At 35.4% G+C, this 25,912-nt stretch carries 27 protein-coding genes; 10 read left to right on the top strand and 17 right to left on the bottom strand.

The features are described 5' to 3' along the window. The first annotated feature begins 12 nt into the window (after window positions 1-12). Window positions 13-1,416 carry a branched-chain amino acid transporter BcaP gene (bcaP, locus tag JFT89_RS21915; RefSeq protein ID WP_016094716.1) on the top strand — a complete coding sequence of 468 codons (1,404 nt, stop codon included), beginning with the start codon at window positions 13-15 and terminating at the stop codon, window positions 1,414-1,416. A gap of 131 nt (window positions 1,417-1,547) precedes the next feature. Here the strand turns inward: bcaP and JFT89_RS21910 are convergent, their stop codons facing one another. After that, the gene (locus JFT89_RS21910) at window positions 1,548-1,751 is read right to left on the bottom strand and encodes a hypothetical protein (RefSeq protein ID WP_000391508.1); all 204 of its coding nucleotides are present in this window, start codon (window positions 1,749-1,751) and stop codon (window positions 1,548-1,550) included. Between the two features lie 80 nt (window positions 1,752-1,831). Next, window positions 1,832-4,294, bottom strand: coding sequence for a LamG-like jellyroll fold domain-containing protein (locus tag JFT89_RS21905; protein WP_016094717.1), 2,463 nt, complete (start codon window positions 4,292-4,294; stop codon window positions 1,832-1,834). A gap of 305 nt (window positions 4,295-4,599) precedes the next feature. Between JFT89_RS21905 and JFT89_RS21900 the strand changes: the two genes are divergently transcribed. Next, window positions 4,600-5,019: an S-Ena type endospore appendage gene (locus tag JFT89_RS21900; RefSeq protein WP_002150368.1), complete on the top strand. Its 420-nt coding sequence runs from the start codon at window positions 4,600-4,602 to the stop codon at window positions 5,017-5,019. A gap of 64 nt (window positions 5,020-5,083) precedes the next feature. On the opposite strand, the gene JFT89_RS21895 is transcribed toward JFT89_RS21900, so the two are convergent. The 5 genes from JFT89_RS21895 to JFT89_RS21875 form a co-directional block, all read right to left on the bottom strand. Continuing rightward, entirely contained in the window at window positions 5,084-5,422 is a 339-nt protein-coding gene (locus tag JFT89_RS21895; protein ID WP_016094718.1) for a DUF3992 domain-containing protein, read from the bottom strand. A 20-nt stretch (window positions 5,423-5,442) separates the two neighbouring features. Then, window positions 5,443-5,811: a DUF3992 domain-containing protein gene (locus JFT89_RS21890; protein WP_016094719.1), complete on the bottom strand. Its 369-nt coding sequence runs from the start codon at window positions 5,809-5,811 to the stop codon at window positions 5,443-5,445. Window positions 5,812-5,916: 105 nt separating this feature from the next. Further along, a complete protein-coding gene (locus JFT89_RS21885) occupies window positions 5,917-6,522 on the bottom strand; it encodes a DedA family protein (RefSeq protein WP_201040572.1) in 606 nt (201 codons plus the stop codon). Window positions 6,523-6,533: 11 nt separating this feature from the next. Then, the gene (locus tag JFT89_RS21880; RefSeq protein WP_002063932.1) at window positions 6,534-6,815 is read right to left on the bottom strand and encodes a YkvA family protein; all 282 of its coding nucleotides are present in this window, start codon (window positions 6,813-6,815) and stop codon (window positions 6,534-6,536) included. A gap of 275 nt (window positions 6,816-7,090) precedes the next feature. After that, window positions 7,091-7,465: a VOC family protein gene (locus JFT89_RS21875; RefSeq protein WP_002063930.1), complete on the bottom strand. Its 375-nt coding sequence runs from the start codon at window positions 7,463-7,465 to the stop codon at window positions 7,091-7,093. 108 nt (window positions 7,466-7,573) lie between these two features. Here JFT89_RS21875 and JFT89_RS21870 point away from each other — a divergent pair, with 108 nt between their 5' ends. The 4 genes from JFT89_RS21870 (at window position 7,574) to brnQ2 (ending at window position 10,180) form a co-directional block, all read left to right on the top strand. Further along, window positions 7,574-7,789 carry a spore coat associated protein CotJA gene (locus tag JFT89_RS21870; protein WP_000357172.1) on the top strand — a complete coding sequence of 72 codons (216 nt, stop codon included), beginning with the start codon at window positions 7,574-7,576 and terminating at the stop codon, window positions 7,787-7,789. 8 nt (window positions 7,790-7,797) lie between these two features. Continuing rightward, window positions 7,798-8,061 carry a spore coat protein CotJB gene (locus tag JFT89_RS21865; RefSeq protein WP_002063927.1) on the top strand — a complete coding sequence of 88 codons (264 nt, stop codon included), beginning with the start codon at window positions 7,798-7,800 and terminating at the stop codon, window positions 8,059-8,061. Window positions 8,062-8,073: 12 nt separating this feature from the next. Further along, window positions 8,074-8,643, top strand: coding sequence for a spore coat protein CotJC (gene cotJC / locus JFT89_RS21860; protein ID WP_002010774.1), 570 nt, complete (start codon window positions 8,074-8,076; stop codon window positions 8,641-8,643). 220 nt (window positions 8,644-8,863) lie between these two features. Continuing rightward, window positions 8,864-10,180 (top strand): branched-chain amino acid transport system II carrier protein BrnQ2, encoded by a 1,317-nt coding sequence (gene brnQ2, locus JFT89_RS21855; protein ID WP_201040571.1) that lies wholly within the window; start codon window positions 8,864-8,866, stop codon window positions 10,178-10,180. 36 nt (window positions 10,181-10,216) lie between these two features. Here brnQ2 and JFT89_RS21850 read toward each other — a convergent pair whose 3' ends face one another. The 4 genes from JFT89_RS21850 to JFT89_RS21835 form a co-directional block, all read right to left on the bottom strand. Continuing rightward, window positions 10,217-12,139 carry an FtsX-like permease family protein gene (locus JFT89_RS21850; protein WP_201040570.1) on the bottom strand — a complete coding sequence of 641 codons (1,923 nt, stop codon included), beginning with the start codon at window positions 12,137-12,139 and terminating at the stop codon, window positions 10,217-10,219. 139 nt (window positions 12,140-12,278) lie between these two features. Then, the gene (locus JFT89_RS21845; protein ID WP_201040569.1) at window positions 12,279-13,292 is read right to left on the bottom strand and encodes an ABC transporter permease; all 1,014 of its coding nucleotides are present in this window, start codon (window positions 13,290-13,292) and stop codon (window positions 12,279-12,281) included. Window position 13,293: 1 nt separating this feature from the next. After that, on the bottom strand, window positions 13,294-14,160 hold the full coding sequence (locus tag JFT89_RS21840) for an ABC transporter permease subunit (RefSeq protein WP_016094725.1): 867 nt from the start codon (window positions 14,158-14,160) through the stop codon (window positions 13,294-13,296). Between the two features lie 87 nt (window positions 14,161-14,247). Then, entirely contained in the window at window positions 14,248-14,982 is a 735-nt protein-coding gene (locus tag JFT89_RS21835) for a YwaF family protein (protein ID WP_016094726.1), read from the bottom strand. A 211-nt stretch (window positions 14,983-15,193) separates the two neighbouring features. On the opposite strand from JFT89_RS21835, the gene JFT89_RS21830 reads away from it, so the two are divergent. From JFT89_RS21830 to entC, 4 genes are all read left to right on the top strand, one after another. Next, window positions 15,194-16,297, top strand: a complete 1,104-nt coding sequence (locus tag JFT89_RS21830) for an efflux RND transporter periplasmic adaptor subunit (protein ID WP_016094727.1) — start codon at window positions 15,194-15,196, stop codon at window positions 16,295-16,297. Beyond that, on the top strand, window positions 16,294-16,968 hold the full coding sequence (locus JFT89_RS21825) for an ABC transporter ATP-binding protein (RefSeq protein ID WP_201040568.1): 675 nt from the start codon (window positions 16,294-16,296) through the stop codon (window positions 16,966-16,968). The genes JFT89_RS21830 and JFT89_RS21825 overlap by 4 nt, the downstream gene beginning before the upstream one ends. Before the next feature lie 26 nt (window positions 16,969-16,994). After that, on the top strand, window positions 16,995-18,146 hold the full coding sequence (locus JFT89_RS21820) for an ABC transporter permease (protein WP_002063918.1): 1,152 nt from the start codon (window positions 16,995-16,997) through the stop codon (window positions 18,144-18,146). A 716-nt stretch (window positions 18,147-18,862) separates the two neighbouring features. Continuing rightward, complete coding sequence (entC, locus tag JFT89_RS21815) at window positions 18,863-20,275, top strand: cell wall-binding protein EntC (RefSeq protein ID WP_201040567.1); 1,413 nt, start codon at window positions 18,863-18,865, stop codon at window positions 20,273-20,275. 171 nt (window positions 20,276-20,446) lie between these two features. Here entC and JFT89_RS21810 read toward each other — a convergent pair whose 3' ends face one another. The 6 genes from JFT89_RS21810 to JFT89_RS21785 all read right to left on the bottom strand — a co-directional run bounded on the left by JFT89_RS21810 (window position 20,447) and on the right by JFT89_RS21785 (window position 25,840). Then, on the bottom strand, window positions 20,447-21,532 hold the full coding sequence (locus tag JFT89_RS21810; RefSeq protein ID WP_016094731.1) for a DUF871 domain-containing protein: 1,086 nt from the start codon (window positions 21,530-21,532) through the stop codon (window positions 20,447-20,449). Continuing rightward, window positions 21,522-21,800 (bottom strand): hypothetical protein, encoded by a 279-nt coding sequence (locus tag JFT89_RS21805; protein WP_002150399.1) that lies wholly within the window; start codon window positions 21,798-21,800, stop codon window positions 21,522-21,524. Before JFT89_RS21805 ends, JFT89_RS21810 begins: the two co-directional genes overlap by 11 nt. Further along, the gene (locus tag JFT89_RS21800) at window positions 21,776-23,086 is read right to left on the bottom strand and encodes a PTS sugar transporter subunit IIC (protein WP_002063903.1); all 1,311 of its coding nucleotides are present in this window, start codon (window positions 23,084-23,086) and stop codon (window positions 21,776-21,778) included. Before JFT89_RS21800 ends, JFT89_RS21805 begins: the two co-directional genes overlap by 25 nt. A gap of 76 nt (window positions 23,087-23,162) precedes the next feature. Next, window positions 23,163-23,468, bottom strand: coding sequence for a PTS sugar transporter subunit IIB (locus JFT89_RS21795; RefSeq protein WP_002063902.1), 306 nt, complete (start codon window positions 23,466-23,468; stop codon window positions 23,163-23,165). A gap of 1 nt (window position 23,469) precedes the next feature. After that, window positions 23,470-23,790: a PTS lactose/cellobiose transporter subunit IIA gene (locus JFT89_RS21790; protein WP_000131326.1), complete on the bottom strand. Its 321-nt coding sequence runs from the start codon at window positions 23,788-23,790 to the stop codon at window positions 23,470-23,472. 109 nt (window positions 23,791-23,899) lie between these two features. Further along, complete coding sequence (locus JFT89_RS21785) at window positions 23,900-25,840, bottom strand: BglG family transcription antiterminator (protein WP_002063901.1); 1,941 nt, start codon at window positions 25,838-25,840, stop codon at window positions 23,900-23,902. Window positions 25,841-25,912: the final 72 nt, after the last annotated feature.

The following is a 25,912-nucleotide window of genomic DNA, read 5'->3' as shown; positions in this document are numbered from 1 at the left end:
GGAGAGTTCAAAGTGAAGTCATTATTACGAAAAAAAGCACTTAGTACTGAATCACCAAGACAGCTAGATCGAACATTAACGGCACTCGATTTAACGTTTTTAGGAATCGGCGCCGTAATTGGGACAGGGATTTTTGTATTAACAGGTATCGTAGCGGCAAAACATTCTGGCCCTGGTATTATGCTATCATTCCTTATTGCTGCATTTACTTGTGCTTGTGTAGCCTTTTGTTATGCCGAATTTGCTTCTTCTATTCCTGTCTCAGGAAGTGTGTATACTTACGCATACATGACAGTCGGGGAAGTCGTCGCCTTTATCGTTGGTTGGTGTTTAATGCTCGAATATTTACTCGCTGTTGCAGCGGTAGCTGTTGGCTGGTCTGGATACTTACAATCATTGCTTCAAGGGTTCAATATACACCTTCCCACCATTATTTCCTCGGCCCCTGGTACAGGGAAAGGTGGTCTCATTGATTTACCAGCTGTTTGTATTTTACTTCTCATTACTGGTCTTTTAAGTTTTGGTATACGCGAAAGCGCACGCATTAATAATGTTATGGTCCTTATCAAATTAGCAGTTATTATCGCCTTTATCGTAGCAGGCGCAAAATATGTAAAACCTGAAAATTGGACACCGTTCATTCCATTCGGGTACGACGGTATTATTACTGGCGCTGCCACTGTCTTCTTCGCCTTTTTAGGTTTTGATGCAATCGCAACCGCGGCAGAAGAAACGAAAAAACCGCAGCGTGACTTACCAATTGGCATTATCGGTTCCCTTCTTATTTGTACAGTTTTATACATGATCGTATCTTTCGTTTTAACAGGCATGGTTCCTTATACGCAATTAGACGTTTCTGATCCAGTTGCATTTGCACTACATTTCGTTGGCGAAGATACTATTGCGGGGCTACTTGCAGTAGGTGCGATGACAGGAATGACAACCGTTCTTTTAGTCGTTATGTATGGACAAGTTCGTGTTTCTTATGCAATGAGCCGAGACGGCTTGCTCCCAAAAGCGTTATCACGCGTAAATAAAAAAGTAAAAATCCCTTTACTAAACACATGGATTACTGGGGTATTTGCAGCTTTATTAGCAGGACTTCTAGACCTACATTTACTAGCGAATTTAGTAAACATCGGTACGTTAACAGCCTTCACATTCGTTTGCTTTGCTGTACTTATTTTACGGAAAACTCATCCTGATTTAAAACGTGGCTTTCGCGCACCACTCGTACCTGTACTACCGGTTGTCGCTATTATTTGTTGTTTATATTTAATGATTAATTTATCCAAAACGACATGGATCAGCTTTGCAGTCTGGCTTATAATCGGTTTATGCGTCTACTTCTTCTACTCTAGAAAACATAGTCATTTAGCTAATGAAAAAACAAATGATGACAAGAAAAAATCGTAATAAAATAGCTCGCCTATGAAATGGCGAGCTATTTTCATGTCTATTATGTTTTTTAGTTAACGATTGTAAACTGAAAAATATACCGATGCAAGTAAGTACATAACCTGCAATTTTTGCATACTTATTTCCCCCTACTTCGTCTCCTTCTTTTTCTTCCTCCACGCATTTACACTATCAAAGAAAAAGTTAATAAATAGCGTTCCTAATCCCGCTAATAAAAATGTCATTAAAAATAGAACCCATATACTTTTATCTTTTAATAAATAATATCCTACAAGGAGCACAACGGCGATCCATACATATTCAAGAATTCTCTTTAGCTTTTTCTCTTCCAAATTATTCGCTCCCTTTTGTTATACTACTTTTAGTATAACAAAAAAGAAGCCTATCATGATAAGCTTCTTTTTCTTATACCTTATTTGTTGATGCTTTTTTCAACCAGTGAAATAGCGTGCTCTAGCGTACGATTCATTGATTCCACATACTCATCTTTTACACTTTTATCTTTTAACACAGATTCTGCAACTGTGATTTTTTGACTTAATGATTTAACAGAACCGTCTGTTACATTTCCATCTTGCGCTTTCTTTACTAAAGCTTTTGCAGATTCAATATTCACTTGTAATTTTTCTTTCGGTGTTTTTGGCTGTTCTTCTGCTACCTTTGATTGTACAAATGTTTGGTTTGCTGTTTTTAATTCATTATACGTTTGAACAATTTGTTCTCCTGTACTTGCTATATTCTCAAACACTTTCTTTGCATTGTCATAACTTCTTTGTAATTCGTTAAAAGCTGCTTGTGAATACTGACCTGGCTTTTCACCAAATTCATAAGTACCAGCTAACACTTCTTTCACTTTTCCACTCTCTTCATATAACGCGTTTACTTGCTCTAACTTCGTACGATTAAAAAACTCATTATACGCTGCTAATACTTCTGAAGAACTTAATGCTTTACTATATAATTTTGCTAACGCAATTTGTCCATTTAACGGAATACCGCCATTTCCGTTGCTATCTGGATCTGCACCAAGTGTAAATGGTACGTTCGGGTGATATACTTTCCCACTAGCTGGCTGACTATTTACTTTTTTACCATCTACATAAATTGCTACTTCACTTCCGTTATACGTTCCTGTTAAATGATACGTTTTGTTTGCTGCTAATTGAACGCCAACACGTTTATAGCTTCCGCCAATATGAGCCCATAGTTCTACATATCCATTTCCTGTAGATTCAAAACCAATTCCGCCGCTCTCTGTATTTTGTAAAATTCCTTGTCCACGAATTTCATTCATCGAAAATACAGTTTCTAACGTAAATGAATTTGCTACTTTTTCTTTTTGTGCCGCTGAAAATGGAAGATAACCAAATGTATTTGCTTTTCCATTTAATTTCATTACATTTGTTTTCAACGCTTTATCATATGCAATAGATACATTCCCTTTCACATCACCTTTTGTTCCAAACGGTGAGTTATCTTTAAATGTACCATCTAAGAAATTCACATCAAAAACGTCCGCCTTTGGTACTTTCACATTCGGATCAATATTATCTTTTTTCGTTGTAATTTCTGCAGTTAACGGTTGCGCACTTTCATTGCCAAACGAATCAATCGCAACCACTTCAAGTGTATATGTTTTCCCGCCATCTAATCCAGCAAGCGTAAATGTAAGTTCTTTCGGCACTGGATCACGATAAAACTCAGAGAACGCTAATAGCTTATTTTTAATCTCACCTGTTTGTTTATCCTTTGCTTGCAAGCGATAAGAATGAACAAGAAGGTTATCCACCGCTTGCGGGAATGTTACTGTTGCTGCATTTTCCGTTACATTTGATACAGCAAGCTTTGCATCCTTCGCAAAGTATGGCTTTTCTTTATCACGATCTTCTACATGCGTAAATGTTTCTTTCTTTGATGGCAACTGAATTTTCCATGGCTCGCCTGTCCAAGAATTTGTATGGAAATCACGGCGATTAATTGTTACTTCTTTATCATCTACCTCTACTAATAAACCTTGGCTTAATGTACTAGCTCCTGGCGGGATATTCCCTTGTACTTTACCGCCTTCAACTTCCATATAGCTTACAGAAGATGTTCCAACAGACGTAAAGTCTTTTTGATGAATCGATCTTGGATCATCTAACGGATAATGTGAATGACCTGAAAACGTAATTACTTGTGGGTATTCTTTTAATACCGCATTAATTTTCGCACTATCTTTCGTTCCCCATTCTTGACTACCGTACACTGTATCTTTAATATGTTGATGTAAAAACACAAAAATCGGTTTTTCCGGATCATCTTTTTGTGCCTTTGCCATTTCTTCTTTTAACCAATTAATTTGCTTGTCCGAATAATACCCATGTGTCGTTTCATTTTCTGGAGACATTACGATAAAATGATAGCCTTTTACCACTTTATGATAATAAATCGATTCCATTCCTGTCTTTTCTAAGAAACGCTTCTGCGCTCCCTCTACAGATAAACCGTTCCAATAATCATGATTACCTAGAGAATTCATTCGTACCGCATCTTTATTTGCATTGTCATTATACACTTGCATAAAACGATCATATTGCTTTACTGAACCCGAATCAGTAAAATCACCTACAATGACAAACGCATCTTGCTTTGGTGCAAGCGTATTAAATTGCTCAATCGCTCGTTTCCAGCGGAACATACCATCCGTTTCATTATCTTTAATATGCACATCACTTACAACTGGAAAAACAAGCTTCTTCTCACTTGGCGACTTTTCTTGTTTTTTCTCTTCCGCTTTGACTGGTGTATTCCACGGCAATGATACAAAAGCTAATACAAAAACCATTAATACTCCAATAAGGCCTTTTACTTTTCGTAAAGCAGTTCTTTCCACGTGAATCCTCCTCATATAATGAATTAATTACAATGATTATTGTATCGAACGCATATTAATTTCGTTTAAACTAAGAATGAAATTTATTTAAGTTTTGTAAATATACAGTCAATTTTGTGTGACATCCCACATTACTTGTATTATCTTATACAACCACCTTTTGTCTTACAGACTCTCATAACTTATTATGAGCTGTAAGCCTATTAAACATCTTTCGTGAAATTTTTCGCCCCTTTATTAACACAACCTATCGCTTTACAACATTTAATAGTAATAAATAGTAGCTATGAAGGGAGGAACTATTAATGGCTTGTAAAAAAAATATCGGCTGCTATGCCCCTTTATCTATCATCTGCCCTCCCTACGATCCACCTAATCCACCTAAACCACCAAGCTGTGAACTAGTCACGAATGAATTTGCTGGTAATTTTTTTATAACAAAAGAAATCCCTCCACCTTCTGAAAATTCCACATTAGTTTTATGGGAAGGAGATGGTTTACTTAAAATATCAGGTACCATTTCTGTGTATAATAGCACTAGTAGTACTGGAGGGGTTACCGTTCAAATTATTGGGCAGGTGACAAATACTTTTACTGTCTATCCTGGCAACACAATGTCATATACAGGTCAATCATTACAATCTGTGACAATCATTAATATTCCAAATAACCCAACTCAATATATAGAGGGAAAATATTGTTGCCAATTCTCATTTTGTTTATAAAATTCTTTACTATCTCAACTTACAAACTATATAAAAAAAGCATACCATTACGGTATGCTTTTCCTTATGAAATCGGGTAACGTACCGTAAGGCATAATTGCCCTTGGCTCGTTGCCGTTCCTGTTGTTACGATTTGAATAGTAGTAAAATACCTTACTGTAAAAGAGCCACTACTTTGTGGTTGTACAGTAATTGTATTAACTACTGTCGCTCCCACTAGAAAGTTTACTGTAATTGGATTTACACCTACATCATATTTTACATAACCAGATGCATACAAATCTTGCGTAATATTATTCGTATATACCGTTTCAGTTACCGCACCAGTAGCAGCCCAATCTATACACACCTGATCTTGTACAAGTGTTTTACTGGAACAGCATGATAAGTTAGAATTGCACATCTTAGTCCTCTCCTTTTCTCTTATGAAAGTGGATAACGTGTTGTTATACAAAACTCTCCTTGATATGTTCCAGCTGTTCCAGCAGGTAAAGTTACTTCAATTGTCTGAAAACGACGGTACGTAAAAGCAATACTCGTTCCAGGATTTAATGTTTGTGTATCAAGTGTAGCTCCTGTTGCATCTAAAACTGTCAGCGTGATTGGACCTGGCCCGACGTCATACCTAACAAACCCTGTTCCAATCATATTTTGATTAATATTATTGTTATACAGCACATTTGTAATTGCAGTTGCAACTACAGTTCCTGACCATGGACTACACACTTTATCTTGTACAAAATTTTTATCTGGACAACACGTTAACGCTGTTCCTGAGCATTCACAAGCCATAAAAATTTCCCCTCTCTCTTTCTTATTCCTTATATGTGTATGTCCTTTAGAGTCCTTTGCCTGTATTATTCATCTATATTCACCAAAAATTACGCACCTTTATCTTTAAATAGATTCCGTTTTGTCCCTCTTTTTCATATATTTATAGATTAAGATACCACCTACAATAATTAGCACGCCTACTAATATCGGTAGCATATATTGTCCAACAACACCCGCTGCTTTTTCCCAATGCGGACCTAATTTCATTCCAAAATAAATATACAAAGTCGTTAATGGGAACATTGCTACAAATGTATATATGCTAAATTTCCATATGTTCATTTTCGCCATACCACATGGAACGGAAATAAGCGTTCGAACTCCTGGCACAAAGCGTCCAACAAATGCTACAACCGGTCCATATTTTTCAAAGAAATCATCTGCTTTTTGAATTTGTTCTTCTTTAATGAAGAAGTATTTCCCGTATTTTATTAATAGAGGACGACCACCGTAATACCCGAGCGCATATAACGTTAAAGGTCCTGTCGTTCCGCCAAGCGTTCCAGCTAATACAGCTAGCCAAAAATTCATATCTCCCTCATATACCCAATACCCAACCATGGGCAAAACTACTTCTGCTGGAATAAATTCAAACGTTAATGCTAACACAACTCCAAAATAAGAAAACTGCTTTAAAAACTCGATTATATCTAAAATAATTTGCTCCATATTTTCAACTCCTATCCTACGTTTACTTTATGCTTTTCTTGTAATTGAACTGGCGCCATCTTTACAATTCGGTTCAAAATAAATAACACAATTCCAATATCATCTAAAATACCAATGAACGGTAGGAAGTCTGGAATTAAATCGAGCGGCATCGCTACATAACCAACTAAAAAAGCAATAGATAAAATTTTCTTCTTTATTGAAACCTCTTTTGAAGTAAAAAAGTCAAATAGGAATGGAACAAAACGGCGGACATGAAATACAACTCTTAATCTACTAAAAAGTTTTTTCATTTTCTATCTCCTCTCTTTGTATACAAAAAGGACCCTACCAAATATGGTAAGGGTCCTAAAAAGACAATAAGGGGCCTTTACCATTGCTGGTAAAGGTCTCACTAACAACGAAACGTTGCCAATAAAGCCGAGGGTTTCTCCCTGTAATGACGACTTTACTGTAATAAGTTACTCCCCTTTAGATACACAATTTTATACAATCACATTAAGATATTTGGAGGGGCTTGTCAATATTTTTTTCATTCGCCATTAAGATTATTACATTACAAAAGAAGCTATTCTGTATTCTCTTTTAATACAAATTGGAGTTTAAAACGATCTGGGTCATAGAAAGTTATTCTTACTTCTTCACCACAGCAATCTTCCACAAATGATATATGATAAAACTCTAATTTTTTCTTTATCCGCTCGATATCTGAGGTTCTTAAAAATATCTCTGTAGCTGATGATGTGACAGTCTCTCTATACTCTCCCAATCCCCTGTTTACAACAAAACAAATTCTCGTCGAACCAATATCATACCAAACACCTGTTACACGTAATTGCGGCCTCTCCTCGCTCGGTTTAAAACCTAAAATTCCTTCATAAAAATATAATGTTTCCTTTAAGTTTTTAGATTCTAATACAATGCATGTCGTAATACTTTCCATCCGTACTCCCCCTGTCCCTCTTAGTTTTCTATATGAGTCATAATTTGCAATTATGTACGAATATAATACGTAGTGATGAATATTTCATTTATAAAGGAGGCGTGTAACATGGATAAATTCATGAAATCCTACATACCTTATCATGGTCCAAACGATCCTTGTCCTCCAATTGGAAAGAAATATTATTCAACTCCCCCGCACTTATATATGGGTTTTCAACCAACTAATTTACCCCAATTCACACCAAAAGAAGCTTTAAGAAAAGGGACTTTATGGCCTGCTTTTTATGATTATTATGAAAATCCTTACAAAAAAGGACGGTGAATAAAAACGTGACACAAACATTGCCTGATGAATATTACAAATGGATTGAAGAGCTGCAAGAATTAGACTTTGTATTAGTTGAACTTACTCTCTATTTAGATACGCATCCCGACGATACTAAAGCTATAAATCAATTCAACGATTTTTCTTATAAACGAAGAGTATTAAAACAAAAAATTGAAGAAAGATACGGACCACTTCAGCAGTTTGGAAACAGTTATTCTAACGCTCCATGGGAATGGAGCAAAGGACCGTGGCCATGGCAAATATGAAGGAGAGAAACTATGTGGATTTATGAAAAAAAATTACAGTATCCTGTTAAGGTGAGTACTTGTAATCCAGCACTCGCAAAATTATTAGTTGAACAGTACGGTGGTGCGGACGGTGAATTAGCCGCTGCTCTTCGCTACTTAAATCAACGTTATACAATTCCTGATAAAGTCGTTGGCTTACTAACCGATATTGGTACAGAAGAGTTCGCACATTTAGAAATGATTGCTACAATGATTTATAAATTAACAAAAGATGCAACACCTGAACAAATGAAAGCTGCCGGATTAGACGCGCATTATGCGAATCATGACAGCGCCTTGTTTTACCATAATGCAGGTGGTGTTCCTTTTACTGCCACTTACATTCAAGCGAAAGGAGATCCTATCGCAGATTTATACGAGGATATTGCAGCTGAAGAAAAAGCACGAGCGACTTATCAATGGCTAATTGATTTATCAGACGATCCCGATATAAATGATAGCTTACGCTTTTTACGCGAACGAGAAATTGTCCATTCACAGCGTTTCCGAGAGGCTGTAGAAATTTTAAAAGAAGAACGTGATAGGCAAATTTATTTTTAATACACATATCCTAGCGATATGTGTTTTTTTACGTTAAAAGTGAAATTCTTCCTGCATTAACATATAAATAGTATATTTATTCAATTTTACGCATTATTTTAAAATATTTTTAAAATTCCCTCTTGCTTTCTAGTCATCAGACCTTTAAAATAATAACAGTCAATCGACAAATTATTTGAATTTTCGACAAAAAAACGCTCATTAGGAGGCTTTTCTTTATATGCGTACAACTTTAAAACCAGCGCAAATACTTTCGATTAGTTTATTACTATTCGCAGTTTTCTTCGGTGCTGGTAATATGATTTTCCCGCCTCTTCTCGGTCTTTCTTCCGGAGAAAACATGTGGGTTTCCATTACAGGATTTATTATTACAGATGTCGGTTTATCTTTACTAGCTATCGTCGCTGTTGCCCTTGCTGGTGGTAGTTTTAATACTTTAGCGAGCCGTGTTCACCCAAAATTCGCAGCAGTATTCGCTATCATTATTTATCTTTCAATCGGCCCACTATTTGTTATTCCACGAACTGGATCTGTATCTTACGAAATTGGGATTGCACCACTATTCCCAGATCAATGGTACTCTATGTTAGTCTTTAGTGCGATTTTCTTTACAGTCGTCTACTTCTTATCATTAAATCCATCAAAATTAGTAGATCATATCGGTAAAATATTAACACCCATTTTACTTGTAATTATTGCAATTATGGCAACAAAAGCGATTCTTTCACCAGGATCATTTGCAGAACCTGTTGGTGACTATAAAGAAATTCCATTCTTCAAAGGATTTCTCGAAGGCTTTTTAACATTAGATGCAATCGGAGCTCTCGTATTATCAACAATTGTTGTAAATGCAATTCGTCAAAACGGTATACAAGATAAGAAATCGATTGCGAAATATACAATTATTTGCGGAAGCATTGCTGCCCTATTCTTAACAATTGTTTATTTCTTACTCGGTTATATCGGTGCTTCAAACGGAAACTTAGGACAATTCGAAAACGGTGGTCAGCTATTAGCTACTGTTATGTATCAATTCTTTGGGACAAGCGGGAATGTTTTATTAAGTATCGCAATTATCTTTGCTTGTTTAACGACTGCAATCGGTGTTGTAAGTGCATTCGCAAACTATTTCGCAACAGTGTTAACGAATGTTTCATACAAGAAACTGGTACTATACGTTTGTATCTTTAGCTTCATCATTTCAAACTTAGGCTTAAGCTTATTAATTAAAATTACATTACCTGTATTAATTATTTTATATCCAATTACAATCATTTTAATTTTCGTATCATTTATTGATAAATATACGAAACGTAAACCTTCTGTCTATATCGGAGCGATGATCGTGGCATTCATTATTAGCTGTATTCATGCACTTGATAATGTGGGAATGATACCAAGCTTTATCGCTAATATCGTACACACAATTCCTTTTTATAACTTAGGAATCGGCTGGATCGTTCCAGCAATAATCGGTGGTATAATCGGATACTTTATTCCTCAAACAGCAGCTGAAGGTGAAGTTTCTACAAAATAGAAAAGAAGCAAGCATGAAATCCATGCTTGCTTCTTTTTATTTTCTATCGCTGAATACTGTATTTGTGTACGATCGAACCGTTAACATATAGTAACTAAAGTAAATCATGACATACACTCCTATACTACCTAGTAACGGAAGACTATATTCGAACATTCCTGTAAAGCCCATCAAACTTAAAAATGCAAAGAATGTATGACAAATCGCAAGGAGTAATGGTACTAAGAAAATTGCACCTACTTGCTTTCTTACAGACTCTGTTGCTTCTCTTTTCGTTAGTCCAATTTTCTTTAACATTTCGTAAGCTGGTCGCTCTGCCATCGCTTCTGTTATTTGTTTAAAGTATAAAATACAACCCGTTGCAAGAATAAAGACAATCCCTAAGAATATACTTGCAAATAACAGCACTGCACCATCTTGCAACTCAGCTTGACTCGCCTGTTCAAATGATTGGAATTTCGCTTCCTTAAAAAGAATAGTCTCTAGCTCTTTCGTTAGCTCTCTACTACCGTTTCCTTCAACGATAAATCCGCTAACTGTTGAAACAGCATTTCCTTGCTGCAGCTTATTAAATAACGAATCTTGAACAACAAGTCCAACTGGTGCAAGTTTCGCACTCACAATTGTTTCCTCACGATGATCAACGATTGTTATACCATTCTTCATCCCTTCGAAGGATACGTCGTTTCCTTCAAGCGAATTCTTTTCTATGTTATATGATTTATACGGATCTAATAAAACAACTTCCTTTTCAGAACCTAGAATAACTTGTTTATTACCTAACATAGAAGCTGATTTATTATAATCCGACACTTTTATAACTTGTACATTACCATTCCCTATTAAGTACCCAGTTAGTATTTGTTCTCCCTCTATCTTTCCTTTCATAGAGAGCATAGCTACAGACGTTTCATTTTTGATTCCTAACTCATGTTTTTGAATTTCTTTTCTAACTTTCTTATCTAACTCCTTTCCAGTTGTTACATACTCATAACTAACTGAATTCATTAATGTCGCCGTTTTCTGCGCTCCATAATACATACTAGAACTAATTCCAATTGTACATAGTGTCACTGCACTTAATAAAGATAATAGCGCAAGCATCTTTACATTTCCTTTTATTCTGAAGAACAAGGAAGAAATCGATAAAATGTTCGTTCCATTCCAATATTTCGTTTTATCTCCCTTTATTTTATCGAGTGATTTCACTGTATACTGCTCGAATAGTAAAAACGTACCTTTTACAATACACCCAAAAATAAGTAGACCTGTAATAAAAATTGCTCCAAATCCAAAAACTTGTGTGAGTAATGCAATTATATAACCTGTAATTAATAAAACAATCGCTCGTTTTGCCTTCTTACTTGAATACGTAGGTGCCTCTTCTTTCTGATTTTCACCATATAGTAATTCAACTAAACGATGCTCATAAATTAACTTTTTACTTTTCCATGATGCAATAAAGAAAATCGCACCTATCGTTATAAGAACTTCTACTATAGATAAAAATGAAATCGTAAATGTAAAAGTAAACGCACTTCCCATTAACTTCACAAGAAGCCCTGCACATATATTCGCTATAAATAAACCAGAAATAATACCTAATACACTTGCCGCAGCACCAACTAATAATGTTTCATAAAAGAGTAACTTAGCAATTTCCTCTTTACGAATTCCTAATAAACTGTATAACGCAATTTCTTTTTTCTTCTTTCGCAAAAAGAAGCTATTACAATAAAAAATAAAAATCGTTAAAAAGATAATCAACAAAATTTGTGCAAACGTAAATGTCGTTTCCACCTTATCCGATTCTTTCAAAAGCGCTACTACACTTTCATTTCGTTTAATCGATACGAATGTAAAATAAATAATAATGCTGCCAACTAAAGAAATAAAGTATAGAAAATAATCTTTTATATTTCGTTTTATACTACGCTTTGATACTTCTAAAAAATCCATCGTATACCTTCACCCGCTCCCCTATGTCTCTATACATGCAGTGTATACGAAAAAAAACTTCCTCCCTATCGATTTTCATTACATCTCTCTTACGATATTGTAATATAACAAAATAAAAGAACCTAGTTTCCTAGGCTCTTCACATCGTATGTTTAAAAGTAAATAACTCTTCTTTTGACTGCACAGCAGATTGTTCCTCTTCTAAAACTGTTTTCTTTCTCTCTCCCCCTAACCTTACTTTCATCATCGCTTCTTCTATACTTTTTACAATCATATTTCCTGAAAAAATAGTAAGCCCGAAAAATGTAATTGGGACAAGAGGAATCCACGGATGCACTGTTAAGGATCTAAAGTACACTCCTATTAAACCTGACCATTCATGCGTGTAAGAATCTATTTCTTTTATCCCTCGAATCGGTCCACCAAACTGGACCGTCCCTCCAAAAAACACCTCAAGTAACCCTAAATGAAGTAAAATGGTCAAGGTTTGAGTAAACTGTTGAAGAAATACGAGTATAAACGTCATATAGAGATGTGGAAAAATATGTTTTATAACTATATGTCTTCTTGATCCACCTAATATACGCGCAGCATCAATAAATTCTTCCGTTCTCAATTTACGAACTTCATTCGCAACATATAGTGCAATAACTGGCATCGCAAGCAGTACAAGTAATACTACTTGGAACGAAGCTCTTTCAAAAAAAGTTGTTGTTTCCTCTCCACTTCCAAATCTATTAACAGATTGAAGAAAGAAATACGCAATCATAACTGTTGGAATGACTGTAAAACTATCAAAGAAAGCCTCAATCTTTGCAAAGCCTCTTTTTATGTATGTTCCGAGCAAAACACCGAAAAATACACCCATTACCATTCTAAGTAATGCGATTAAAAACGATATTCCAATCGTCCACTTTGCTCCCTCAATTACTAAATGTAAAAGGTCATATCCATTCCGGTCTGTCCCGAGTAAAAATTGTAATGAAGGTGAAAACGGTGGCACTTCTGGGTTTCCAGCCGCATCGTATTGCAGTGTAACTTTTCTAATCTGTCCATCATTCCATATCGTATTTCCGATGCTCAAAAGAACTAATATGAGAAGAAATCCAATGCTTATCCAAAACCTTTTATCACGTTTTATATACGTCCACATATTATAATCTCTCCTTCATCGCAGCTGGAACGAGATAATGAAACAGTTTAAATAAAATAAAAATTGGAATATAAATAAGCAGCACACTAACGATGAAAACCTCAATCCTAATATCCGGATATGATTTCAAAAACATAAAAATACCTCTCGTATTAAAAATCCATTCTATAATATATAAATTTGATAACATGAACCAAATATTCGTTTTTGCAAAGAAAAGTGTACTAAGCAACACATTTCGTAAAATATGGCGGTTTAAAATATGAACGCGATCCAGCCCCTTTGCCTTAGCAAATAATACATAATCTTTTTCTAGTTCATTTTCAAAACGAAGCACTAACAATTTTACAAACATAATCGTAGTCGGGATGCTCAAACAAAATATCGGCAATCCTCTAATGGACTCGCCTCCAATTGCCGCAATTTTAAAAGGTAAAAAGCCTGTCTGTTTAAAAAACCATATAACTAAAAGTTGTGATCCTAAAATAAGAAGAATGTCTGGAATGGATTCTAGAAAGATGAGAAACGATTTAATTCGATGTTGTATACGCGGTGAACTACTCATAATCATATAAACGATACAAAATGCTACTAATAATGAAATGCAAAATGCAGCCAAGAAAATAGCCATTGTTTCTTTATAATGAACAAACAACTGTGGAAATAAAAATTTATCACTTGCATATTGCATATTGGAAATATCCATTAATTTCGCAAATACTTCTTTTAGACTCTTTATGTACGCTGATACATTCAGCTCAAATCCATAAAATAATTTCGGCAGTGCCCCTAAAAAAATAATACCCAAAATTGAAATGATAAATTGAATTGTCATTTCCATCCCATTCAAAAAAACTTTCTTTACCATTTTTCCCCTTCTCTCTCTATGATTTACCCCTTAATTTTATTCTTAATTTTCTGAATTGTAAATATTCAAACATAAAAAATCGCTAGGTTATGATCCCAGCGATTCCGTATGCACATGCTTTTCTCTTTTCGCAAACGGCATATACAAAATAAAACATCCAATCAAAGCCGCAATTTCCAATGAAATAATATAGTAAGGATGCGGACCTAACATATCAAGTAATGAAGCAGTTTCTGGCTTATGAGCTAAAAACATATAATTTCCACCTGTTTTAAAATTCACAAACGAAACGATAGGAATTAAGATGTTTAAAAATATCATCGTACGCTTAATAGATTGTAATGTTGGACGATATCCTTCCACCCAAGTCATAAAGAGCGGTGCCCAAATGAGCAATATATGTGCGATAAAAAACTCAATGAAACGAAAATGCGGAAAAGCATATTGCACGTTCGGCGTTAAAATGGCTTGTGATGCACCAATAATTCCTGTAAAAAATACAATCTCATATATTCGATAACTTTTCGTTACAATCATAATCGCCGCTAACAATAAACTTATCGTACATAACTCAAATGGTAATGAAGTGCCTAGCTCAAAAATACCCGCTTTCCATTCCCACATATGAAGTCCAATCTCACTTCCTACAAATAGAAATGCAATCGCATATCGAACCGTTATATTCCACTCACTTTGGCGTAATACATCTTGGTATTGATATAGAAAAACTATCCCCACCAACATAATAAATAATATAATGGCATGTTGCCTTGAGTATGGAATAAATGTTTTTAATGGATACGCACTAAAATAAGCTTCCATCTTCCTTCCTCCTCTCCTTCATACAATATTATTGTAAGAAAGAAACAACGAGTCAATTCATTTGCTTAAACTAGGACAACCTCTACCTTACATTTACATATTTATACCTTACAAAACTGTAAGGTTATTGTAAGCTAAAACGATTTGTCATATTCTTCACCTCTTCTATACTTAATGTAGATACTAAAACGAACGAAAAGGTGATAAATAGATGAAGAAGAAAAATAAAGTGTTAATTACTAGTGTAGTAGCGATCGGAATTGCAGCTGGATCATATTTTGCATTTGCTGGCGGTAGTTCAGAAGTAGCAATGGCATATAGCGGTTATAAAATTACGGAAAAACAAATTGAAAATGCACAAAAATTTGGCGGCGAAGTTATTCCAAATGGTATTGAAACAATTTCATTCGATCCAACAAAAGGTACGTATGAATTAGCTGTTAAAAAAGGTGATGAAGTGAAAAAAGGTCAGCTTCTATTTAAATATAATGACCCTACTGCTAAACAAGGTGTAACAGAAGCAGAAATGCAAAAGAAAATCGCACAAAAAGAAGTAACATTGTTCCAAAAACAAATTGATGCAGCGAAACAAAAATTACAAAAAGATAAAAATGCAGGCCTTCCCGCTGAAGCATTAAAAGCATCAGAAATTGAAGTACAACAATTAGAATCACAACTTGAAATGAAGAAGTTTGAAGTAGAAAAAGCTGATGAAATGATTAAAGTAGCAAAAGAGAAAGTAAACACACTTTCTGTAACGAGCCCTGTTGATGGCGTAATTGATGATATCGTGAAAACTGCCGATGAAAAAACAGGTATGAGTGGCATTACACTTCGTCACGCTGGTCAATTTAAAGTAAAAGGTCAACTTTCTGAATATGAGCTTGCTAGTATGAAAGTTGGGCAAGAAGTAACTGTTTCATCAAAAACGGTCGCTGGTAAGACTTGGACAGGAAAAGTAACGGAAATCGGTTCTACACCATTAAAGAGCATGGACGAAAATAAAACTGTTTCTAACTATCAATTCACTGTCACATTAGATAATAGTGAAGAATTACAAAACGGCTTCCACGTTTACGTAACAAGTAAATCTGGCGAAGCAACTGGTACGATTGTTCCGAAAAGCAGTATTGTGAAAAAAGGTGACAAAAATGTTGTCTTCGTTGTGAAAGATGGTAAAGCGAAAGAACAAGCGGTTACTGTTGAATTCGAGACAGATAGCGAAGCAAAAGTTTCTGGAGTGAAAAAAGGAGAGCAAATTATCTCTAAACCTGAAAAAGACTTAAAAGATGGTATGGAGGTTGTCGTTGAATGATTAACTTAAAAGGCATCACGAAATCCTTCCAAAATGGTGCAGAGTCCGTTCAAATATTACACGGAATTGATGTAACTCTAAACCAAGGAGAATTTACTTCTATTATGGGACCATCTGGTTCTGGTAAATCAACTTTAATGAACATTATCGGTTGCTTAGATAAACCAACGACAGGTACGTATGAATTAGCGGGACAAAATATTTCAAACATGTCTGAAACCGAACTTGCACACGTTCGTAATAAAGAGATCGGGTTCATATTTCAAAACTTCATGTTATTACCGAGACTTACAGCACTTCAAAATGTAGAACTACCTCTTATTTACGCTGGAGTCGATAAAAAAGAAAGACGTGAACGCTCATTAGCCGCTTTAGCAAAAGTTGGTTTAGCTGATCGAGCTACTCACTTACCAAACGAATTATCCGGTGGTCAAAAGCAGCGTGTCGCCGTTGCCCGTGCAATTGTAAATAACCCAAAATTCATTTTAGCTGATGAACCAACGGGTGCACTTGATACGAAAACGAGTACACAAATTATGGACCTCTTTTACGAATTAAACAAACAAGGCTCAACAATCATTATGATTACCCATGACCGCGAAATCGGGGAAGCTGCAGCACGTCAAATTGTAATTCGTGACGGAAATATCGTCCAAGATTGGAGAGGTTAATTTTGAACACGAGTGAAAATATACGCATGGCCCTTTCCTCTATCTTTGCTCATAAAATGCGTTCTATATTAACAATGCTAGGTATTATTATTGGTATTAGCGCCATTATTACTATCATTTCAATGGGTGATGGTACAAATGCAAAGTTTAAAAAAGAGTTAGGCCAAGGAAAAGATACGGAAGTAACGATTTACTACAACAACCCTGATTACGGAACTGATAGTGCCAAAATTACAGCTGATATGTTAAAACGTCTTCAAACTGTGCCAGGCGTTAAAGATGTTTATCCCGATGTAAGTATGAAAGTAAAAGCATCTTCTGGTTCAAAGGATGTCTCTCTTGATTTAAAAGGTGGAACAGGCGCCTTTATGACAGATGCGAAAATAAAATTAGTTCACGGTCGTGAATTAAATGATAGTGAATTAAAGCAAGCAATCCCTGCTGTTATTTTAAATGAAGAAGCTTTCAACAAATTGTTTAATGGTTGGGAATCAAATTTATACACTGATATAAAAGGAAAGCCATATAAAGTAGTCGGTGTGTATGAAGCAAAAAATGATTTCGGAATGGCTATGTCAGAAGGTTATACATCACTTGAAAACGCTCCTGTAATCTCAGGAGTAACTGAGTATGACTCTGTAAGATTAATATTAACTTCACCAGCAGAACGTAAAAGTGTAGAAAAACAAGCCGCTTCTGTTCTAAACGAAATGAAAGCTCCTAAATTTGAGCATAAATTCGAAGCTCAAGATATGGGTGAATTTACGAAGCAACTAGATGAATCAATCGGTATGATGAAAATGGTATTCGGTGGTATCGCTGCTATCTCCTTACTTGTTGGTGGTATCGGTGTAATGAACATCATGCTTGTATCTGTAACAGAACGTACACGTGAGATTGGTATTCGTAAAGCACTTGGTGCAACACGCGGTAAAGTATTAACGCAATTCTTAATCGAATCGTGTATTTTAACGGGACTCGGTGGTTTCATCGGATTCATGCTTGGTATCTTCTTCGCTTGGATCGTCTCAATCTTTGCCGGATGGCCACTCGTTATCTCAAAAGAACTTGGACTTCTTTCAGTAGGTATTTCAATGCTAATTGGTATTGCATTCGGTCTACTTCCAGCTAACAAAGCTGCAAAACTTGATCCAATTGAATGTTTACGATATGAGTAAATAAAAAACGTAGGAGTTTACACTCCTACGTTTTTTATTTTATTGAAGGCAAATGTAATTTTATCGACGTTTTGACAAAAATAAGAACCTCTAACTTCTATTATATAAAGTGAAACTATACTCATTGGGAGTTTTGTTCATCCCCCTCTGAGTATTAGCCTTCACCAATCGGGCGTTTATTGGCAGTTAGTCTCCCACCTAACTTCTTTGCTCCAGCCAAATTTTGAGGTGGGAGTTTTACTGCCCACAAATAGCGGGATAATTCTACTGCAATTCGTGAAACAATTCATAACGATATCATCCCTTTAAATCATGTTTCTTCTATTATATATGTTTCATGTTGCGATTATCTTTTTATCCTTGCAACTTTCATTTCGCATTACCACTATCCTACAATCCTATTATTGCAAAAATAATATGTAAAAGAACAAATTCAAGGCGTAATTTTTTCCATACTACAACTTATTTTGTAACAATTATATCTTTATTTCATTAAAATCACCCCTATATATACGACTTCACACACAATAAGATTATATTTTCATAACTACATTACGATTCAAACAGTTAAATACCCTTTTTTGTAACGTTACAGAAACATTCAAGTAACACTACTGATACATTATTAATCTATTAGTAATTAAAAAAGTGTTGATTTTATGAATCGTATGTTCTAATCCCCTCAAAAACGCAAAGGAAACGCTATCAGGATATTAATGGAATTATTACAGAATATTAATGCCTCGTTACGAATGCTTTGTAGTTTTGTGTTTTCCGCAAATAAGAAAATAATGGTTGCTATAATGAGGTCAACGAAAACAAATGCAATGGAGGCTATTATGAAAAAATTTATGGGTATAGCAACAGCAGCGGTTTTTGGTCTTGGGATTTTCACAACATCTGCTAAAGCAGAAACAATCGTAACGACTGATGTACTAAATGTACGAGAAAACCCAACTACTGAATCACAAGTTGTCGGAAAGTTATTAGATGGATATAAAGTTAACGTTTTACATACAGAAAACGGATGGTCAAAAGTTAAATTAAATAGTGGTAAAGAGGCTTTCATAAGCGCTGACTACACAAAAGATACTTACTACGTAACAGCAAATGTATTAAACGTACGTGCTGGTGCAAACACAGACTCAGAAATTCTTGGTAAGTTGAAACAAGATGATGTAATCGAAACAACACACGAAGTGCAAAATGACTGGATTCAATTTGAATATAACGGAAAAACAGCTTATGTTCATGTTCCTTACTTAACAGGTAAAGCACCAGTTAAAGTTCAACCAGCAGTTAAAGTTGAAAAAGCAATTAAAGTTCAAGACACAGCTAAAGTTCGTGAAGCAGTTAAAGCTGGAGAATTAGCTGAAACTCAAGCAAAAGCTAAAGCCGGGGAAGCAACTAAAGCTCGTGAAGCAGCTGAAGCTCAAGCAGAAGTTAAAGCTCAGGAAGCAGCTAAAGCTCGTGAAGCAGCTAAGGCTCAAGCAGAAGTTAAAGCTCAGGCAGATGCTGAAGCTCAAGCAGAAGCTAAAGCTCAAGAAGCAGCTAAAGCTCGTGAAGCAGCTAAAGCTCAGGAAGCAGCTGAAGCTCAAGCAGCGGCTAAAGCTCAAGAAGCAGCTAAAGCTCATGAAGCGGCTAAAGCTCAGGCAGATGCTGAAGCTCGTGAAGCAGCTAAGGCTCAAGAGGCAGCAGCTGAAGCTCGTAAAGCAGCTAAGGCTCAAGAGGCAGCTGATCGTGAAGCGGCTAATAAGGCTCAAAAACCAGCTACACAACAACCTGTTGCAAAAGAAACTGAGAAAAACACACAATCTTCTTCTCGTGAGTTCCAAGTTGTAGCAACAGCTTACACAGCAGATCCACTTGAAAATGGTTACAAAGCAGGAGACCAGGTAAAATCAGCTATGGGTCATAACTTAACAGCTAATCCAAACATGAAACTAATTGCAGTTGATCCAAGTGTCATTCCATTAGGTTCAAAAGTATGGGTTGAAGGTTACGGAGTAGCAATCGCTGGTGATACTGGTGGAGCTATTAAAGGTAATAAAATTGATGTTTTAATGCCAGATAAAGGTACATCAAGTAACTGGGGACGCCAAACAGTTACAGTGAAAATTTTAAACTAATTATTAAAAAAAGAGTTAGTCTCACTGTTGAGGCTAACTCTTTTTTTATGATTCTTACATTCTTTCTCCTTCTCCCCCGTCCAAGTTAAATCTATCTCTTTGCATTCTATATACGATAGATTACTATTTCAACAAAAAAAAGAGGATGCCATACATCCTCTCCTCCCTTCCCTATTCCACACAAGTAAACTGCGTCCAAGCCCCTACATAATCTAGTAAAAACAACTCCTCTTCAGCAATTGTACCGACAATATTTTTCCGTTCATCTATCGGCATTTCTTTCAAGATGATTTGTAGTTCACCTTTATACTTACCAAATGAGTTGTTACCAATTACAACTTGCCCTCTTTCCTGTAGTACACTTTCGCGCACTGGGAAGTCATAGTCTTTATACTTTTTACGTACTTCTGTAGAACGTACCATATATTCTGTTATGTCGCCGCGTCTTACGTGTAATTCTTGCAGTGTCGCTCTCTTCTCTACTTCAGTCGCTTCGTCTACAAATTGTACTTTTAGCTGTAACATGTAACGATTTAAGTTTCCGAGTCTCTCTAACTCTTCTTCGCTCGCATAAGCATTTCCGATAATAACATCATCAATAAGCCCTGTCGCCCATAAATGCTTCGCTTGTACTTCAATTGGTAAATTACGATGTTGTTCAAGCGTACATAATCCGTCGTTAATATCCCATGGACCAATGCAAGCAGCATGTGATGTAATAAATGCTGCACTGCGAATACCATGCTTTTTGAAGCGTTCACTACAGCGAATGAAATAATCATACGGAAGACCAGTGAATTTTTGCGGATAAAAATTATGACAACCGATTAAAGCTGATTTATTCGCCTGATGCGAAAGAATATTTTCTAAATACGCAATATCGTTACTTACGTTTAACTCAATTTTTAAACCGTACGGATTATTCGTCATTTTTGCTTCAGTTAATCCGTCAAACCCTACATCTAAACGAATACCGTCTGCATCCATCTCTGCGAAGAATGATAGATCATTATAACTAATACCAAGTTGATCGAATACAGCTGGAGCTACATCTAAAATAACTTCCATATTGTTATCTTTTGCGTGATTAATAATTTCTTTAAATTCAGCTACAATTTCCTCTTTCGAACGATTAACAGATAGTAAACAAGTGAATATTCTTGAAAAACCGTGGCGGGCCGCTGCTGAAATGTATGCCATATCTTTTTCTTTCGTTGAATGCTCTGGATAAAGTGAAATTCCTAATTTACGCTCCATGCTTTTGCATCTCCTTCACACGTTGTATTAATGCCATGCTCGTAAATCTATATTTTGCAGATAAACATGTCGCACATAAAATCGTTGGTACAATGATAAAGAATGGTGATTGTAAACTAAATGCTACATAAGCTCCCATTGAACACCCGATAAATAATATCGAAACAAGTAGTAAAACTAATAACGATTTACTTTGTACCCACTTTGAATAATGTGCAATACACTGCCCCGCTACGAATGTAATTAAGATGATAATTGCTCCGAGCATTCTGTTTTCTCCTCTCCTGCTAATTGTTGTTTCTCATACATTTTGAAGAATGGATAGTAAATAACGAATGAGATAACAAAGTTAATAAGTACAAGTACACCAGCCATAATTGTCCAGTCCGTACTAATAATCGCTGCAATTGGCGCTAACATCGTAAATGGCAGCTTCGCCATCATGAGCGGAATCATACCTGAAACAACTGCGAAATATGATACCGTCGTTGTAACTAGCGGTGTAATAACGAACGGAATAATTAAGATCGGGTTCATTACAATTGGTGCCCCGAAAATAATTGGTTCGTTAATATTGAACAAACCTGGTACGAATGATAGTCTACCTAACTCTTTTAAGAACTTAGATTTAGAGAACATAAACATAATAACTAAAGCTAACGTTGAGCCCGATCCGCCAATCCATACGAACCATTGAATAAATTGCTCTGTAAATAAGTTTGGTAACTGATGTGCATTTCCTGTAGCCGTGAATACTTCCATATTTTCAAGAATTGCTGAATCCCACATCGGACGAATGATTGGTCCTAAAATCGCTGGACCATGTATACCGAACGACCAGAAGAATACGATTAGGAATACTGTTAATAAACCACCGAATAAATTATTCCCTACTAACACTGACTTTAATGGCGCAATTAAATATGTGATCGTTGTATTTACATCAAATTTTAAACCGTAACGAATGCCCCAGAATAAAAGAATAACTACTAAAGTTGGAATTAATGCTGCAAATGAATTTGCAACTGCTGGTGGTACACTATCTGGTAATTTAATCGAGATATTATGCTTAATCATGAAATGATAAATTTCAACTGCAATTAATGCTGTCACAATAGCTCCAAATAAAGACGTAGCACTTAATGTCCCTACTGAAATATATCTTCCTGCATCAATAACACCTGGTACAGCTTTTGTTATTTGAATAGGTTCAACTGATGCTAGTAAAAAGGCGAGTACAGATAACAATCCTGCACTTAACTGATTGAGCTGATAAAAGTTCGCGAGTGAGGCCCCTACCCCAAATGCTGCGTATAAAGCCATTAAACCTACTGTAAATCGGAATGGAATATCTAAAATATGGCGAAACGGTGCAATCCACTCCATATATGCATCAATTGGTAAGTTTAAAAAGATAACGAAAAATGACCCGACAATCGTTAACGGTAATGTAGAAATAACTCCATTTCGAATTGCTAATAAATGTCGTTGCCCCGCAATCTTTTGCGTTGTTGGCATAATCTTCTGTTCCATAAAACTCATAAAACCATTCATCGATAACCCTCCCTATGTTCAATCTGACAAAAATAAAAGTTATAACATTATAATGTTTGTATTTAAAAAAATATAATTACGCTAAAACTAATTGTTCAGCTTGCTTAAGTACTTTCAAACCATCACACATGCCATAATCTCGCTGCTCTATAATTGCAACTGGTATATTGTATGACTTCGCAAGAAACTCTACTGTTGGGAACAAATACTTCACCTGTGGCCCAATTAAAACAACATCAGCATTTTTAATTTCCAATTTCACAAGTTCCGAATCAACTGCTTTAATTTTATAATCCTTCCCTTGTTTCTTTGCCTCTTCTTGCATTTTTCTTACAACCATACTCGTTGACATGCCTGCTGCACAACATAATAAAATGTACATATTATACTGTCACTTTCTCTTCCACTCTTTTATGAAGAGTAATAAACTCCTCAGCAAGTTCTTTTACTGTAATTGCATTCATTAAATGATCTTGTGCATGCACTAATAGTAAACTTATTTCTGCATGATTCCCTCTTGCTTCCTCTTGAATTAAATCTGTTTGAATGCGATGAGCTGCTGAAATTTCCTCACTAGCAAGTTCCATCTTTTCACTCGCATTCTCAAAATCTCCTTGTCTTGCAAAAGCGATTGCCTCAAGCGCTGCGCTTCTAGCATTGCCACCATGTAAAATTAACGCAAATGGAGTTTGCATATCAGTCATTTTAAATTCCCCCAAGCTTTGTTTTTCTATATTTTAATCTTATTATGAAAACGCATACAATTAAACATAAAAAACTTCCGTTATGTAACGGAAGTTTTTATATACTTTTTCAAAACGATAGTAAACTCTCTTGAAACTCTTCAATTACTTCAGTCTGAGTTAGTTTCTCTATCGTATTTTGATTAGACATAATATCATATAAAAAATCATAAAGCCTTTGCAAATCTTCATTATTATTGCGCTTCACACTAAATAAAATAATCAATTGTACTTTTTTATCTCCCCACTCAACAGCCTTATCAAGTGTACAAAACATCAAAAATGTTTCCTCACTTAATAATTGCATCGGATGCGGAATCGCAACTAAATTCCCAACCGCTGTAGGAGATGTGTTCTCTCTCTCCATAACAGAATCATAAAAGTTTTTGGGTACATAGTTTTTCTCAGCAGCTTTCTCACATAAAAACTGGATAACTTCTTCTTTCGTAGAAGCACTACGATTTAAAAAGATCAAATCTTCCTTAATATATTGCTTCACACTATTATCCACATGTGTAAACAACTGCTGACCAATCGATTTAATCTCTTTATCATCAAATATTGAGTTCACTTTTATAACTGGCACAGGCAAACCACTCGGTATATGAATCGTACTAATAATACAATCTACTTTATCTTTATAAAGATCTTCTACTTTCAATTGATAATAGCCTGTAATACCTACAATCTCTAATTTATCTCGGAACTGTGATAAAATTTTATATTTCAATAGTTGTGCACTTCCTTGCCCAGTCGCACAAACTAATAAACATCTTTTCTTTTGATTCTTTTCCTGCAAACGGCTCATCGCTCCGCCAAAGTGAATGGCAATATAACCAATTTCACTTTCCGGAATCGATTCTCCCGTATATTCACCAATTATATCTCCAACGAGAACCGCAATTTCAAAAGCATACGGATAATTCTTTTTCACTTCTGCCAAAAGGGGGTTTCTCGTATTTAACTTATATTTCAAACGGTTTAATAACGTTTTTAAATGAACACCAAATCCAAATAATAATTCTTCATCATAATAAAAAATAAGATTCCGTTCTTCCGCAACTTTGAAAAGAATGTGCTGTATGAATGCATATACATCTTTTCCTAATAGCTCTTCTACATTTTCATAGCGATCTCTCGCTGTAACAGCTGTACTCAACAAATGCATCGTCACATATAAAATTTCTTCTTCTGGAAATTGAAGATTCAGCTCTTCCTCTAATCCCCCTAAAATTTGTTTCGCAATTATATATTCTTTCTTTATTATCAGTTCAGATTTCTCTACATGCAGTACTTGAATGTAATGATTATCTTGGCATCGCTTTAACGCAATCGCAATATGAATCGCTAAATTATCAATTTCTATATCTGATAAATATATCGTTCCTCCCTCAATATACTTTAATATAACTGAACGGATAAGTGATATATGAGGTAACGATACATATGTATTTGTCTGCTCATATTGCTCATGAAACGGAGTATGGTCATAACGTGGTAAACCATATTGTGATAAACAAGAACGAATATTAAATTCCTCTCCAACAATACGTATACCATAGTATGGTCTCTTTTCAATTTGTAATTTATAGCGACCGCAAATATCTGTAACATCTTTCATAATTAAATTTACAGTTGATTTACTCACATAAATCTCTTCTGCTAACTGAGAAAGCTTCACATATCCCTCTGTCGTTAAAACACGTTGTAAAATGTACGCTACTCTTTCTTCATAAGAAATTGGAATCTTTTCCGTCTGTTTTTGAAATAGGCTCATACAAAACTCTTCAAATTTCTTCGTTTGTATAATTTCTAGTTCGTATCCAGTCCCTCTTTGTGATTCGATTTCCGCTCCGTGTTCTCTCAATATATCATTTAATAATTTGATATCCTTTTGAATCGTCTTCGTTGATACATGTAATCGGCTCGCTAAAAAAGCTCGATTTAACATCGATTTCTCTTCTAAAAACTCCTCTAAAATAGAAATTAATCGCTGATGCACCTTTGTCATAGCTCTTCCTCACGCTCTTTATATATAAAAAGGAAAAACCTGCTGAAATCAGTAGTTTTCCCCTTTTATATT

Source organism: Bacillus sp. TH25, assembly GCF_016650935.1.
GTDB classification, from domain to species: Bacteria; Bacillota; Bacilli; order Bacillales; family Bacillaceae_G; genus Bacillus_A; species Bacillus_A mycoides.
Note: the sequence above shows the minus strand (reverse complement) of the source record. Positions and strands in the feature narration are given on the sequence as shown.

Coding starts and splice junctions, on each gene's coding strand:
- JFT89_RS21820 (WP_002063918.1), top strand. CDS start 16,995: ATGGCCCTTTCCTCTATCTTTGCTCATAAAATGCGTTCTATATTAACA.
- JFT89_RS21785 (WP_002063901.1), bottom strand. CDS start 25,840: ATGACAAAGGTGCATCAGCGATTAATTTCTATTTTAGAGGAGTTTTTA.
- JFT89_RS21870 (WP_000357172.1), top strand. CDS start 7,574: ATGGATAAATTCATGAAATCCTACATACCTTATCATGGTCCAAACGAT.
- JFT89_RS21810 (WP_016094731.1), bottom strand. CDS start 21,532: ATGGAGCGTAAATTAGGAATTTCACTTTATCCAGAGCATTCAACGAAA.
- JFT89_RS21805 (WP_002150399.1), bottom strand. CDS start 21,800: ATGCTCGGAGCAATTATCATCTTAATTACATTCGTAGCGGGGCAGTGT.
- JFT89_RS21825 (WP_201040568.1), top strand. CDS start 16,294: ATGATTAACTTAAAAGGCATCACGAAATCCTTCCAAAATGGTGCAGAG.
- JFT89_RS21845 (WP_201040569.1), bottom strand. CDS start 13,292: ATGTGGACGTATATAAAACGTGATAAAAGGTTTTGGATAAGCATTGGA.
- cotJC (WP_002010774.1), top strand. CDS start 8,074: ATGTGGATTTATGAAAAAAAATTACAGTATCCTGTTAAGGTGAGTACT.
- entC (WP_201040567.1), top strand. CDS start 18,863: ATGGAATTATTACAGAATATTAATGCCTCGTTACGAATGCTTTGTAGT.
- JFT89_RS21835 (WP_016094726.1), bottom strand. CDS start 14,982: ATGGAAGCTTATTTTAGTGCGTATCCATTAAAAACATTTATTCCATAC.
- JFT89_RS21830 (WP_016094727.1), top strand. CDS start 15,194: ATGAAGAAGAAAAATAAAGTGTTAATTACTAGTGTAGTAGCGATCGGA.
- JFT89_RS21850 (WP_201040570.1), bottom strand. CDS start 12,139: ATGGATTTTTTAGAAGTATCAAAGCGTAGTATAAAACGAAATATAAAA.
- brnQ2 (WP_201040571.1), top strand. CDS start 8,864: ATGCGTACAACTTTAAAACCAGCGCAAATACTTTCGATTAGTTTATTA.
- JFT89_RS21900 (WP_002150368.1), top strand. CDS start 4,600: ATGGCTTGTAAAAAAAATATCGGCTGCTATGCCCCTTTATCTATCATC.
- JFT89_RS21875 (WP_002063930.1), bottom strand. CDS start 7,465: ATGGAAAGTATTACGACATGCATTGTATTAGAATCTAAAAACTTAAAG.
- JFT89_RS21895 (WP_016094718.1), bottom strand. CDS start 5,422: ATGTGCAATTCTAACTTATCATGCTGTTCCAGTAAAACACTTGTACAA.
- JFT89_RS21890 (WP_016094719.1), bottom strand. CDS start 5,811: ATGGCTTGTGAATGCTCAGGAACAGCGTTAACGTGTTGTCCAGATAAA.
- JFT89_RS21840 (WP_016094725.1), bottom strand. CDS start 14,160: ATGGTAAAGAAAGTTTTTTTGAATGGGATGGAAATGACAATTCAATTT.
- JFT89_RS21790 (WP_000131326.1), bottom strand. CDS start 23,790: ATGACTGATATGCAAACTCCATTTGCGTTAATTTTACATGGTGGCAAT.
- JFT89_RS21885 (WP_201040572.1), bottom strand. CDS start 6,522: ATGGAGCAAATTATTTTAGATATAATCGAGTTTTTAAAGCAGTTTTCT.
- JFT89_RS21800 (WP_002063903.1), bottom strand. CDS start 23,086: ATGAATGGTTTTATGAGTTTTATGGAACAGAAGATTATGCCAACAACG.
- JFT89_RS21795 (WP_002063902.1), bottom strand. CDS start 23,468: ATGTACATTTTATTATGTTGTGCAGCAGGCATGTCAACGAGTATGGTT.
- JFT89_RS21880 (WP_002063932.1), bottom strand. CDS start 6,815: ATGAAAAAACTTTTTAGTAGATTAAGAGTTGTATTTCATGTCCGCCGT.